General features: G+C 69.4%; 11 protein-coding genes. 1 reads left to right on the forward strand and 10 read right to left on the reverse strand.

The features are described from left to right. Positions 1-4: 4 nt before the first annotated feature. Both ACFQ27_RS09065 and ACFQ27_RS09070 read right to left on the reverse strand, forming a co-directional pair. Complete coding sequence (locus tag ACFQ27_RS09065) at positions 5-1,891, reverse strand: methyl-accepting chemotaxis protein (RefSeq protein WP_377353344.1); 1,887 nt, start codon at positions 1,889-1,891, stop codon at positions 5-7. Positions 1,892-2,000: 109 nt separating this feature from the next. After that, positions 2,001-2,387 carry a hypothetical protein gene (locus ACFQ27_RS09070; protein WP_377353345.1) on the reverse strand — a complete coding sequence of 129 codons (387 nt, stop codon included), beginning with the start codon at positions 2,385-2,387 and terminating at the stop codon, positions 2,001-2,003. Positions 2,388-2,744: 357 nt separating this feature from the next. On the opposite strand from ACFQ27_RS09070, the gene ACFQ27_RS09075 reads away from it, so the two are divergent. After that, positions 2,745-3,779, forward strand: coding sequence for a carbohydrate porin (locus ACFQ27_RS09075; RefSeq protein WP_377353346.1), 1,035 nt, complete (start codon positions 2,745-2,747; stop codon positions 3,777-3,779). Here the strand turns inward: ACFQ27_RS09075 and ACFQ27_RS09080 are convergent. From ACFQ27_RS09080 to ACFQ27_RS09115, 8 genes are all read right to left on the reverse strand, one after another. After that, on the reverse strand, positions 3,776-5,980 hold the full coding sequence (locus ACFQ27_RS09080; protein WP_377353347.1) for a xanthine dehydrogenase family protein molybdopterin-binding subunit: 2,205 nt from the start codon (positions 5,978-5,980) through the stop codon (positions 3,776-3,778). The genes ACFQ27_RS09075 and ACFQ27_RS09080 overlap by 4 nt on opposite strands. A gap of 2 nt (positions 5,981-5,982) precedes the next feature. Then, positions 5,983-6,450 carry a (2Fe-2S)-binding protein gene (locus tag ACFQ27_RS09085; protein ID WP_374346838.1) on the reverse strand — a complete coding sequence of 156 codons (468 nt, stop codon included), beginning with the start codon at positions 6,448-6,450 and terminating at the stop codon, positions 5,983-5,985. A 49-nt stretch (positions 6,451-6,499) separates the two neighbouring features. Next, entirely contained in the window at positions 6,500-7,816 is a 1,317-nt protein-coding gene (locus tag ACFQ27_RS09090; RefSeq protein WP_377353349.1) for a CitMHS family transporter, read from the reverse strand. 289 nt (positions 7,817-8,105) lie between these two features. Beyond that, on the reverse strand, positions 8,106-8,798 hold the full coding sequence (locus tag ACFQ27_RS09095; RefSeq protein WP_377353351.1) for a TPM domain-containing protein: 693 nt from the start codon (positions 8,796-8,798) through the stop codon (positions 8,106-8,108). Position 8,799: 1 nt separating this feature from the next. Further along, on the reverse strand, positions 8,800-9,582 hold the full coding sequence (locus ACFQ27_RS09100) for a TPM domain-containing protein (protein ID WP_377353353.1): 783 nt from the start codon (positions 9,580-9,582) through the stop codon (positions 8,800-8,802). Then, positions 9,582-10,208 (reverse strand): LemA family protein, encoded by a 627-nt coding sequence (locus ACFQ27_RS09105; RefSeq protein WP_377353354.1) that lies wholly within the window; start codon positions 10,206-10,208, stop codon positions 9,582-9,584. The genes ACFQ27_RS09100 and ACFQ27_RS09105 overlap by 1 nt, the downstream gene beginning before the upstream one ends. Positions 10,209-10,317: 109 nt before the next feature. Continuing rightward, positions 10,318-11,418 (reverse strand): polyphosphate kinase 2, encoded by a 1,101-nt coding sequence (ppk2, locus tag ACFQ27_RS09110; RefSeq protein ID WP_377353355.1) that lies wholly within the window; start codon positions 11,416-11,418, stop codon positions 10,318-10,320. 69 nt (positions 11,419-11,487) lie between these two features. Beyond that, a complete protein-coding gene (locus ACFQ27_RS09115; protein WP_377353357.1) occupies positions 11,488-13,155 on the reverse strand; it encodes a M28 family metallopeptidase in 1,668 nt (555 codons plus the stop codon). Positions 13,156-13,158: the final 3 nt, after the last annotated feature.

A 13,158-nucleotide genomic window follows, 5' to 3' on the forward strand; every position in this document is an offset into this window, starting at 1 on the left:
CGCGTCAGGCCGCCCGACGAGCGTTCGCCTGGGCCTGGGCGGCGAGGCGGAAGGCCGAGACCAGTTCGTCCAGCACCTGGGCCTGGCCCTTCAGGGAGTGGGCGGCCGCGGTGGTCTCCTCGACCATGGCGGCGTTCTGCTGGGTCACCTGGTCCATCTGGTTGACCGCGGAATTGACCTCCGACAGGCCCACCGACTGCTCCTCGGCCGAGGCGGAGATGGTGCGCACCAGGGTGGCGACGCCATCCATCTGGACGAGGATCCGGTCCAGCGCGCCGCCGGCCTGGCCGACCAGTTGCACGCCCTCGCCCACCAGCTGGGTGGAGGCGCCGATCAGGCCCTTGATCTCCTTGGCCGCGTCGGCCGAGCGCTGGGCCAGCGCGCGCACTTCAGAGGCGACGACCGCGAAGCCCTTGCCGGCCTCACCCGCGCGGGCGGCTTCGACGCCGGCGTTCAGGGCCAGCAGGTTGGTCTGGAAGGCGATCTCGTCGATCACCCCGATGATCCGGCCGATCTGGGCTGAGGACTGCTCGATCTCGCCGACCTTGGTGACGGCGGCGGTGACCGCCTGGGCGGTGGTGCGGGCCTCGTCGTGGGTGGCGGCCACCTTCTGCTGCGCCTCCTGGGCGCTGCGGGCGGTGTTCTTGACCATCACCGTGATCTCGTCGAGGGCGGCGGCGGTCTCCTCCAGGCTGGCGGCCTGGCGCTCCGTGCGCCGCGACAGGTCGTCGGCGGCGGCGCTGATCTGGTCGGCGCCCACGCCGACGCTGCCGGCGGAGTCGCGAATGGAAGCGATGGTCTGGGCCAGCTTCAGGGCCGCGGCGTTGAAGTCGGACTTCAGCTCGGCGTACTCCGTCGCCAGCTGGGCCTCGATGCGGACGGTCAGGTCGCCGTCCGACAGGCTCGACAGGGCGTCGGCCAAGGTGCGGACGACCCGCGCCCGCTCAGCGTCGGATTGCTGGCGTTCGGCGTCACGCTCGGCCTTGGCCTGTTCGGCCAGGCTGCGCTCCTCCTCCTGCTGCAGGCGGGCGGTCTTGCGCTCCATGGCCGCCTCGCGGAACACCGCGACCGAGCCGACCATCCGGCCGAACTCGTCATCGGTCACCGCAAGCGGGATCGGCCGGTCATAGTCACCCTCGGCCAACACGCCCATATAGTTGGCCAGCTCACCCATCGGCTTGATGACCCGACGGCGCAGGCTCTGGATCAGGAATATCCCCCAGACCGCGGCGGCCAGGGCGACGATCACATAAATGGCCCCGGTGGTCCGCTGCGTCTTGGCGAGCACCTCCTCGTGGACCAGATCAGCCTTTTTGAGCTCAGCGCGCGCAGTCTGCAGCGTGGCCGCCGCGCGGTCGACCTCGGTCGCCAGGGCCTCACTGGCCGCATCGAACTCCGGCATGACCTGATTGCCCACCTCAGGGCCGCCGTCCACATAGCCGCGGGCCATCTTCTGGCCCGTCGCATAGTAGGCCGGGAACTTCGCCTCCACCGCCGCCAGGGCCGTCGCGAGTTCCTGGGCATTGAGGGACTTGGCGAGGTCCTGGGCGTGCTGAACGTCACGCTGGAAAGCCTGGGCGTTCTTGTCCGCCTCCGTCCAGCCGTCATCCAGCCCGGAGAGGCCGCGCGTGGCGGAAACGTCGGTCAGGAACTGCTGGACCTGGACGATCTCCAGCTGGACCTGCTTCTGCAGCACGGACAGTTCAGCGAGGTCGGCGGCGACGCGCTGGTCGCGCGCGTTCTCCCGGGACCGCTGCACATGCTGGACTTCGCCATACAGGGCGCTGACGGCGGCCTGGCCCGCCGAGATGACAACCAGACCAAGGATCGCCCCGACCAGAAAGCGCTCGATGCGCCCGGTGCGACGGCCTCCAGCAGACATCCCAGACATCAAATCTACCTCTGACTAGCGCTGTCAGAAGTGCCGGGGGCGGGTTAAAACATCCCAAACTTGGGGGGGTTGCGACGATCCGCTGCGCCCGATCTGGGCGCCTTGGTGATTATTTCGCAGGCAAACAGACCCGGGCGCCGCGATCCGCAGCGAGGCAGACCTGCACCGGCGACGTCGCGGTCCAGGCGGTCTGGACATTGTAATAGGCGCACTTGGCGCCCCGGACGCGCAGGCTGGCGGGCACATGGGCGGGGGCCTGGGCCGTCACCGCGCCGTCGGCGCCCAGCTGCTCGATCGTGACACCGTCGATGCCCGCCACCGGAACCGGGCCGGTGCGGCAGACCGCGCCCTGCACCCGGGCGCCGCCGGCGTCCTGCGACAGGGCCGGCTGGGTCAGGCTCAGCCCGCCCGCGGAGGCGGCCGAGGCGTTGGCCCAGGCCTGGGTTCCGGCGGCGCTGAGGGCCAGGGTGGCGAGGGCGGCGGCGAAGGCTTTCATGATCATCTGATCCAATCTGATCCAGTCCCTCCTCGCCAGAGCAATCCCCAGGCCAGGACGCGATTTCAGTCGGTCTGCAAGAAAATCAGCATCTTAAGACCCGATTCACGCTCTGAACACGTGATCTTAAGTTTCAAGCGCTACCTTACCCCCACAACAAAGAACCAGGAAACCTGGTGGGGTGTCATAATAATGAGCTGGAAGACTCCAGCGCGATCGCGAGCTCATCGCGGCGCACGAATCCTTGCGACCGCCTGCATCACGACAGTGATCGCAGGCGGCTCTTCTTTCGCCAACGCAGAAGAAGCCGCCCCGGACTCCGCTCTGGTTCTGGGATTCGATTACCAGATCGACGTGATGGACGTGATGAGGGGTGGGGTCCGCAAGGGCGCCGAGCACCTGGACGCGCTCACGCTCTCGGCCGACCTGGACCTCGAACGGGCCATGGGCTGGCGGGGCGCGAGCGCGCATGTCGATCTCCTCAACACCTCAGGCGGGGCGGCCAATGAACGGGCCGGCACCCTGCAGGGCGTGGACAGCCTCGAGGTCGGCGCCCAGCGCGGACAGGTCTACCAGGCCTGGATCCAACAGAATTTCGCCGCCGACCGCGGCTCCCTGCTCGTCGGTCTCTACGATGTGAGCGGCGAGTTCGGCGCGCTCGACAGCGCCAGCTATTTCATGAGCGCCGGCTTCGGCATGGCGCCGGACCTGGCCGGCTCCGGCCGCAACGGCGTCGCCGCCTATCCGGCCACGGCCCTGGCCGCCCGCCTCTCCTGGGCGCCCACCGAGACCACCTATGTGCAGGCCGCCGTGGTCGACGCCCGACCGGGCGCGCCCGGCCTGGAGCCTGGCCTGGACACCAGCTTCGATGACGGCAGCCTGCTGATCGCCGAGGCCGGCTGGACCGGCGCGGGCAAGATCGCCGTGGGCGGCTGGAGCCACAGCCGCCGGGCCGATGACCAGCGCGAGACGGACGCCCTGGGCGCGCCGCTGCAACGCCGGGCCCAAGGGGTCTATCTGATCGGCGAACAGCCGCTGGGCGAGCGGGCCACCGCCTTCGCCAAGCTCAGCGTCTCGGACGGCGACACTCAGGCCATCAAGGCCACCTGGCAGGCCGGCCTGCAGGTGCAGCCCGCCCTGGCCTCGCGGCCCAATTCCACCCTGGCCTTCGGGGTCAGCCAGGTGCGCCTGGCCGACGGCCACCGCGCCAACGGCGCCGACGCCGGCCAGGACCTGGCCAAGGCCGAGACCCTGGTCGAACTGACCTGGTCGGACCAGCTGACCGACAAGGTCCGCATCCAGCCCGACCTGCAATACGTCCGCCGCCCTAGCGGCGACCGCGCCCTGAAGGACGCCGTCATCGCCGGCGTCCGCATCCAGGTGGCCTTCTAGGCTGACTTGAGCCGCTCGTTGTCCACCGGCAGGCGGCGCACCCGCACGCCGGTGGCGGCGAAGATCGCATTGGTCAGGGCCGGCAGCACCGGCGGCAGGGCGGGCTCGCCCAGGCCGGTCGGCGGATAGTCGGTGATCAGGAAGTCCACCACCACCGGCGGGGCGTCCGCCATCCGCAGCAGCGGGTAGGCGTCGAAATTGGCCTCCGCCGCCGCGCCGTCGACAATGGTGATCTTCTGGTTCAGGGCGGCCGACAGGCCGTCGATCACCGAACCCTGCACCTGGTTCAACGCGCCGGACGGATTGACGATCTGGCGGCCCACATCGGCCACCACCCAGACCTTGTCGACCTTGATCGCGCCGTCGGGACCGACGCTGGCCTCCACAACTTCCGCGAAATAGCCCAGGTGGCTGAAATAGCAGGCGACGCCGCGCCCGGCGCGCACCCCGGCCGGCCGCTTGGCCAGGGGCTTGCCCCACGGCGCGACCTCCCGGACCCGCTTCAGCACCCCGCGCATACGCCCGGCGTCATAGGCGTCCTTGCCCGGCGTGCCGATCAGGCCCTGGTCGCCCAGCAGCTTCAGCTGGAAGTCGATAGGATCGGCGCCCGCCGCATGAGCCAGCTCGTCGATAAAGGACTGCATGACGAAGGCGTAGGCGTTGGAGCCCGGCGCCCGCAGCGGCCCGGTGGGCACGCCAGTGGGGATCAGCGACAGGTCATAGCGGAAGTTCGGCACGAACCGGGCCGGAAACTCGTGCGGCGCCATGCGGGCGCTGGGGGCCGGCTGGCCCTTGCCGTCGCCGAGCGTCACGAAGTGGTTCTTCCAGGCGACCACCGTCCCGTTGGCGTCCAGGCCGGCGCTCAAGTGGTGCCAGCCCGCCGGGCGGTAGAAGTCGTGGCGCAGATCGTCTTCCCGGGTCCACAACAGCTTCACCGGCGCGCCGGCCTCGCGGGCGATCCAGGCGGCCTCGACCATGTAGTCGTTGGACAGCCGGCGACCGAACCCGCCGCCGCAGCGGATCATGTGTAGAGCGATGGCGTCCGGGGCGATGCCCAGGGTCTTGGCCACCAGCTGGCGGCCAGGCTCGGGGTTCTGGGTCGGGGCCCAGATCTCCAGCTGGCCGTCCTTGAAGTGCGCCGTGCAGTTCTGCGGCTCCAGCGCCGCGTGGGCGATGAAGGGATAAGCGTAGGCCGCACTAACCGTCTTGGCGGCCGACTTGAGCGCGCCATCCACGTCGCCGTCCGCCCGCTCGGTGCGCTGCGGCCCGGTCTTGGCGAAGGCCGCGGCGGCCGCGTCATAGGCCGCGGTGGACTGCATCGAGGTCGGATGTTCCGCCCACTGAATGTTCAGTTTCTCGCGGCCCTTGCGCGCCGCCCACCAGCTGTCAGCCACCACCGCCACGCCAGGCAGGAGGCCGTTCAGCTCGGTCCCGCCGTCGACGATGAAGGCCTTGCGCACGCCCTTGACCGCCATGGCGGCGGCCAGGTCGGCGCTCTTCACCTTGGCCCCGAACACCGGCGCCTTTTCGAAGGTGGCGTACAGCATCCCCGGAACCTGGACGTCGATGCCGAACAGCGGCTTGCCGGTGACGATGGCCGGGGTGTCCACCTGGGCGTGGGGCTTGCCGATGATCTTGTAGGTCTTCGGATCCTTCAGCTTCAGGGTCTTGGGATCCGGCGCCGGCAGGGTGGCGGCCTTGGCGGCCAGGGCCCCGTAGCTCGCCTTGCGGCCCGAGGCCTTGTGGAACACCACGCCCGAGGCCGTCGTGCAGGTGGCGGGATCAACCCCCCAGTCCTTGGCGGCGGCGGTGATCAGCATGGCCCGGCCCGCCGCGCCCACCTGGCGCAACTGGTCGAAGTGCAGGGGCGTGGCCGCGCTGCCCCCGGCGAACTGGCGGCCATAGGTGGCCGGATCGCCGTCCGCCTGGACCGTCCGGACCTGGGCCCAGTCCACGTCCAGCTCCTCGGCGATCATCATCGGCAGGGAGGTCTTCACCCCCTGGCCGATCTCCGGGTTCTTGGAGACGATGCTGACCACGCCGTCCGGGGCGATGGTCACATAGGCGTTGATCTTGGCGCCGGCCTGGCCTTCAGCGCCGGCCTTGCCGGCCAGGCTGAAGGACAGCATCAGCCCGCCCGCGGCGGCGCTGACTTTCAGGAAGTCCCGGCGCGAGGCGCCCGTGGTGAAGCCGTCAGCCATGATCACGCCCCCGCCTTCTGACCAGACGCCAGTTTGATGGCCGCCCGGATGCGGGTGTAGGTGGCGCAGCGACAGATGTTGCCGCTCATGGCCGCGTCGATGTCGGCGTCGCTGGGCTTGGGCGTCTGGGACAACAGCGCCGTGGCGCTCATGATCTGTCCGGGCTGGCAGTAGCCGCACTGGGCCACGTCCAGTTCGGACCAGGCCGCCTGCACCTTCTTGCCGACGGCGGTGGAACCGATCGCCTCGATGGTCACCACCTTGCCGGCGCCCACCGCCTCGACGGGCAGGGAGCAGGAGCGGACCGGCTGACCGTCCACATGCACGGTGCAGGCGCCGCACTGGCCGATCCCGCAACCATACTTGGGACCCAGAATGCCCAGGCCGTCACGCAGGGCCCACAGCAGGGGCGTGCCCTCTTCGACATCGACCTCACGGACACGTCCGTCCACGTGGATCTTGTAGCTCATGCGGCGTTCTCCCCAGTGCGCAGGAGCAATCTAGGGTGCCGCTTGGCCTCTATCCAGAGACCGGGATCACGCCGGTGACGATTCCACCGGCCAGAAGCACGATTGTCAGGGCCACCGCCCAGGGCAGGGTGAACTTCTGGTGCTGGGCCAGCTCCACCCGGCACAGGCCGACCAGCAGGTAGGTGGATGGCACCAGGGGCGAGAGCAGGTGCACGGCCTGGCTGGTCAGGGCGGCGCGGGCCATCTCCACCGGCTCCACCCCATAATGTCCCGCAGCCTCGGACAGCACCGGCAGGACGCCGAAGAAGAAGGCGTCGTTGGAGATAAAGAAGGTGAAGGGCATCGAGAGCAGGGCCGTCACCGGCGCCATATAGGGCCCGAGCGCCGGCGGGATCGCGCCCACCACGCTGTCGGCCAGGGCCTCTGTCATGTGGGTCCCGTTCAGGATGCCGGTGAAGATCCCGGCGGCGAAGATCAGGCTGATCACCGGCAGGATATTGGGGGCGTGCGCGGCGATCCGCGCCTTCTGGGCGTCCACGGACGGATAGTTGATCAACAGGGCGATGGCGGTCGCCAGGATGAACAGGGCCGGGATCGGCAACAGGCCCAGCACCAGGCAGGTGAGCAGGCCGAGGGTCAGGGCCAGGTTCACCAGGATCAGCTTCGGCCGCTCGATCAGGTCATTGCCGCGGGTCAGCTCGATCGCCAGGACCTCCTCGTCGGGCACGTGCAGCCGCCCGTCGCCGGACAGGCGCTCCAGTCGCCGGCGCTCGCCCCGCCCAAGCAGCCAGGCCACGCCCACAATGAACAGCCCGCTCAAGGCCATGGCCGGGGCCATGGAGGCGAAGACCTGGCCGGCGTCCAGGTTGAGCGCGCTCGCCGCCCGCGCGGTCGGCCCGCCCCAGGGGGTGATATTGGTGACACCGCAAGCCAGCATCAGCAGGCAGGCGAGGATCAAGGGGTTCAGCCCCATACGCCGATAGAGCGGCAGCATGGCGGTGCAGCAGATCAGGTAGGTGGTCGAGCCGTCCCCATCCAGCGACACCGCCAGCGCCAGGATCGCTGACCCCACCGTGATCCTGACCGGATCACCGTCGGCCAGCCGCACCACCTGGCGCACCAGGGGATCGAACAGTCCCGCATCGGTCATCAGCCCGAAATAGAGGATGGCGAAGGCCAACATCACGCCGGTAGGCGCCAGCGCCTTGATGCCATCCAGCATCATCGGCCCGAGATCGAGGCCGTGCCCCGCCATCACCCCGAACACCACCGGAGTCAGGCTGAGCGCCACCAGGGCCGAAACCCGCCCGCTCATGATCAACGCCATGAAGGTCGCCACCATGGCGAAGGCGAGCAGTGCGAGCATGGATGACGTCCCCCGAGGCCAGGGACTGTGGCCGCGCCACCGCTGAGGAGCAACCCCCTCTCCCCGCAGGCGGGGACCGTCGCAAAACGCCGCCCCACCAGGACGTCATGGCCGGGCTTGTCCCGGCCACCCATACGCGCCTGAGGCTCAGGCTTGGGCGCGGTGGCGCCAACGCGTTCTATCCGCCGCCACGGAGTTCATGGGTGGCCGGGACAAGCCCGGCCATGACGGCACAGGTTGAACGTCGCCCTATTTCGCAACGCCCCCAATCGGGGGAGAGGGAACCGGGCTACGGCAGCACCACCACCGCGTCGGACAGTTCGTTCGGGTTGTCGCTGGCGTCGGCCGGGAAGTGTTCGGCCAGGATGTCGCCGCAGCGGGCGATCGCGTTCTCGAAGCCCTCGGCGGGCTTGCGCGCCTTCACACCGGCCACCAGCAGGCCCATGGCCTCGTCCCAGGCCTTGGGCGCGACCTTGGCGGCGATGCCCTCGTCGGCGATCAGCTCGGCCATGCGCTCCTTGGCCGAGACATAGATCAGCACCCCGGTCCGCTCACGCGTGGCGGCCAGGTTCTTGGCCAGGAACTGTTCCCGCGCCCGCTGGCGGACACGCTCGCGCTTCAGGCCGCGCGGGGTCAGAACCCGGCGTAGCGGGCCGAAGGAGATCAGCACCGCCACGGCCACGAACAGGGCGCCCTGTAGGAGGATCGCCCCGCCCAGGGCCGCGCGCGCCGCAGCCTCCGCTGTGGCGGCGATCTGGCCGGCGGTCCAGCCATCGGCGAACACATCGGGCACGGTCACATGGATCCCGGCCAGCAGCAGCACGGCCGGCGCGGTCAGGGCCGCCACCGCCGCCCAGGCCAGCGGCACCTCGCGGTAGTCCGAGGATTCGCCGGCGATCACGCAGTAGATCTCACCCCGGGTCTTGAGTTCGGCCGCGGCCACAGCCGCCGCCACCCGCGCCCGGTCCTGGTCGTTCAGCATCTCACCACCCTCCCGACGAGCCGCCGCCCCCGAAGGAGCCGCCCCCGCCGCCGAATCCACCGCCGCCGCCACCCCAGCCGCCGCCACCGCCCCAGCCGTCACGGTCACGCCCGCCGCCGCCGTTCAGGAGGATGAAGGGCAGCCACCACAGGCTGCTGCCGCCGCCCCGCAGGACCGCGCTGAGCAGCCACAGGACGATGAAGATGATCACGATGGCCGGAAGGTGCACCCCGTCCGTGCGCACCTTGTCTTCCCGCGGCGGGGCCTGGGCTATGGCCTTGGCCTGGTCCTCGGGCAGAGACAGCTGGGCGACGATCGCCTCTGTCCCGTCGACGATCCCCTGTTCCATGTCACCGGCCCGGAACTGGGGCAGGATCTTGGACTGGATGATGGTGCTGGACAGGGCGTCGGTCAGGATGGGCTCAAGACCATAGCCGACCTCGATCCGCACCTTGCGCTCGTTGGGCGCGATGATCAGCAGGACCCCGTCGTTCTGGGCCTTGGAGCCAATGCCCCAGGCCCGGCCGAGCTGGTAGCCGTAATCCTCGATCTCATAACCCTGCAGGCTGGGCACCGTGGCGACCACCAGCTGGTGGCCGGTCTGGGTCTCCAGCTGGGCCAGCTCGTCGGTGAGCTTTACCTGCGTGTCGCGAGACAGCAGGTTGGCGTCGTCCACCACCCGACCGGTGAGGGCGGGGAAGGTCGGCGCGGCCAGGGCCGGCGCCGCGGTGAGCAGGAGAAGCAGCGCCGCGAGGAGTCCCCGCGGCGCCTTCAGGGCGTTCACTACTGGGCCTTCGGAGCCGGAGCGGTCGGCGAGAAGCTGACGCTCGGGGCGGACTGGGCCGCGGCCGAGGCCTCGAACATCTGCATCGGCTTGGAATCCTTATGGAACGCAGCCCAGAACGAGTTCGGGATGGTCTTGAATTCCAGATTGTAGTCGCGGACCGCCTCGTTGTAGTCGCGCCGCGCGATGGCGATGCGGTTCTCGGTGCCTTCCAGCTGCGACTGCAGGGCCATGAAGTTCTGGTTCGACTTCAGATCCGGATAGTTCTCCTGGATCATCATCAGGCGGCCGAGCACGCCGGACAGCTTGTCCTGGGCGGCGGCGTACTGCTGGAACTTGGCCGGATCGGTCAGGGTCGAGGCGTCAACCTTGACCTGGGTCGCAGACGCGCGGGCCTCGGCGACCTCGACCAGCACGCTCTTTTCCTGGGCCGCATAGCCCTTCACGGTCTCGACCAGGTTGGGGATCAGGTCGCTGCGGCGCTGATACTGGTTCTGCACCTCGGCCCACTGGGCCTTGGCGGTCTCTTCCTTGGTCGGAATGTTGTTGATCCCGCAGCCGGCCACCAGAACCGGGGCCAGCACGATCAGGGCGGCGCGCGCCAGACGTTTGCGAAGGGTCGACAAGATGGGGGCTCCTTTGAGCTCGGGCCAGACAGATCGCCGGCGGCGAATATTTGGCCCCTCCTCCAGCCGCGCGCAACGGGTCGGGCGATGAAGCTTCAGTAATGGGGCCTCAGACGTAGCGCCCGGTGGCGAGGTCGTGCTCCCCGCGCTCGTGGACAATGTTGGCCCGGCCGACCAGCAAATCGTCCACCTCCCCGATCCGGGCCACATCCTTACCCGCATAGGGCAGCGAATGCAGAACGTAGCGCATGGCGTTCAGCCGAGCCCGTTTCTTGTCGTCCGACTTCACGACGATCCAGGGCGAGTCCGCCGTGTCGGTGTGAAAGAACATCGCCTCCTTGGCGCGGGTGTAGTCGTCCCACTTGTCGAGGGAGGCCAGGTCCACCGGCGACAGCTTCCACTGCTTCAGGGGGTGCACCTGGCGCTCCTTGAACCGCCGGCGCTGTTCCTCGCGGCTGACCGAGAACCAGAACTTGATCACATGGATGCCGCTGCGCACCAGGTTGCGCTCGAACTCCGGCGTCTGGCGCAGGAACTCCTCGTATTCGGCCTGGGTGCAGAAGCCCATGGCCCGCTCGACCCCGGCGCGATTGTACCAGGAGCGGTCGAACAGCACGAGTTCGCCCGCCGTCGGCAGGTGCTGCACATAGCGCTGGAAGTACCACTGGCCGCGCTCCACCTCGCTGGGCTTTTCCAGGGCGACGACCCGGGCGCCGCGGGGGTTCAGGTGCTCCATGAACCGCTTGATCGCCCCGCCCTTGCCGGCGGCGTCGCGGCCCTCGAACAGGATGACCACGCGCTGGCGCGACTCCTTCACCCAGGCCTGCAGCTTCAAGAGCTCGGTCTGCAGGATGAACTTCTGCTCCTCGTAGTCCCGGCGCAGCATCTTGTATTTGTAGGGGTAGCCGCCGCGTCGCCAGTCGGGCGCCAGGTCATCGCGAGTATGACGCAGCCCCTTGAGCTTCACCGGCGCGTCCAGCGCCTCAAGCATGCGCGCCGCGTCGTCCGGCGCGTCGCCGTCGAGGATCGCCTGAACCCCGCCCGGCGCGCCGCCGCTGATCTCGCGCAGGGCGGCCAGCTCCGCCTCCTGGGCCGCGCTCACCGCCTCGCCCACCGTGAAGCGGGCCACCTCATCGGGCGTCAGCCGCGGGGCCGTGTCACCGTCCGCGACCAGGGGCGACGGCTTCGGGGCGGAGGTGCGGGCGGTCATGCGCTGGGGGCTCCTGGGGAAGGGGGAGCCCCACTGTTTCCCGCCCCCCGCCGGGCGCCTTGATGGGGGTCAATTCCCCCGCAGTTTGGCGGTCGCGTCCCGCACCGGCTTGAACTCCGAGCCCGGATTCCATTGAGGCCAGGCGGGGCTGGTGGCCAGGTCCTTGCCCATCACATAGATCAGGTCGACGTCCTGGGCCGCGCCGGTCAGGTCCCAGTCGGGACGCCAGTCGTCACAGGCCTTGTGGTAGCAGTCGGCGGTGAACTGGGTGACCCAGGCGTCGCCGGCCGCGCGGCCGCCCTTCACCAGGTCCGGCCCGCCGCCCAAGCCCATCAGCAGCATCACCGGCACGCCAGACTTGGCCATGGGGAAGTGGTCGGCGCGATAGAACAGGCCCCGCTCCGGATGGGCGTCGGGCGTCACCGTCCGGCCTTGCGCCGCCGCCGCGGCCTTCAGCCGATCATCCAGCTGGTTCTGGCCGTAGCCGATCAGCACCACGTCCTTGGAGGCGCCGGCGGTCTGCAGGGTGTCCATGGTGAAGTTGGCCGCCATCTTCGGGAACGCGACGGTGGGATGCAGGCCATAGTATTCCGAGCCCAGCAGGCCGCGCTCCTCGGCCGTCCAGGCGGCATAGACCGTGGTGCGGCCGGTGGGGCCCATCGCCTTGAAGGCCCGCGCCAGTTCGATCACCCCGGCGATCCCGGTGCCGTCGTCGGCCGCGCCCTTACGATAGACCGGCCGCCCATCCTGGCCCGCAGGTGCGGGGCCATAGGCGTCCCAGTGGGCGGAGAACATCACGCTCTCGTCCGGATGGGTCTTGCCGGTCAGCTTGCCGATCACGTTGTGGCTCATCACCTGCTCGTGGCGCAGGCCCAGGTCGGCGGAGAAGGTCGTGTCCTTCAGGACAACCGGCTTGAAATCGGCGCGGCGGGCGGCGGCCTTCTGAGCCTCGAAGTCCAGCCCCGCCTTGGCGAACAGGTCGACGCCGGCCTCGCGGCTGATCCAGGCCTCGAGCTGCGGCTTGGCCTTGGCCGGGTCGGCGCGCACGACATCGAAACCCTCACCCGCCGGCGCGGTCACCGTGGACCAGCCATAGCCGGCGCCCGGCGCCTCGTGGACGATCAGCACGCCCAGCGCGCCGTGCTTCACGGCTTCCTCGTACTTGTAGGTCCAGCGGCCGTAATAGGTCATGGCCTGGCCGCCGAACTTGCCCGCCACCGCCTCATCCGGCTTGGCCTCGAAGTCCGGATCGTTGATCAGCACCACGGCGATCTTGCCGGTGAGGTCGACGCCCTTGAAGTCGTCCCAGCCGCGCTCCGGCGCGCTCACCCCGTAGCCGACGAAGACCAGGGGCGCGTCCTTGACGGTGATGCGGTCCTTGGGCTGCAGAACAAAGGCGTAGATGTCCTTGCCCTCGGCCAGCGGCCGCGGCGTCCCGCCCAGCGAGAAGCCATAGGTCGCCCCCGGCAGCACCTGGGTGCGCAAGAGCGGCACCTTCTGCAGATAGGTCCCGTCCTCGCCCGCCGGCTCCAGGCCGAGCGCCTTGTACTGAGCCACCAGCCACTCGAGGGTCTTGGCCTCGCCGACGCCGCCCGGCGCCCGGCCCTCGAATTCATCCGAGGCCAGCACCTTGATCATGGCGTCCATCCGGGCCGGATCGGCGATGGACGGGGCGGCGGCCTGGGCGATCGGCGCGGCGCAGGCGCCAGCGATCAGGGCGAGGGCGAAGAGACGCATGGG

This window comes from Phenylobacterium conjunctum, assembly GCF_042679085.1.
GTDB classification, from domain to species: Bacteria; Pseudomonadota; Alphaproteobacteria; order Caulobacterales; family Caulobacteraceae; genus Phenylobacterium; species Phenylobacterium conjunctum.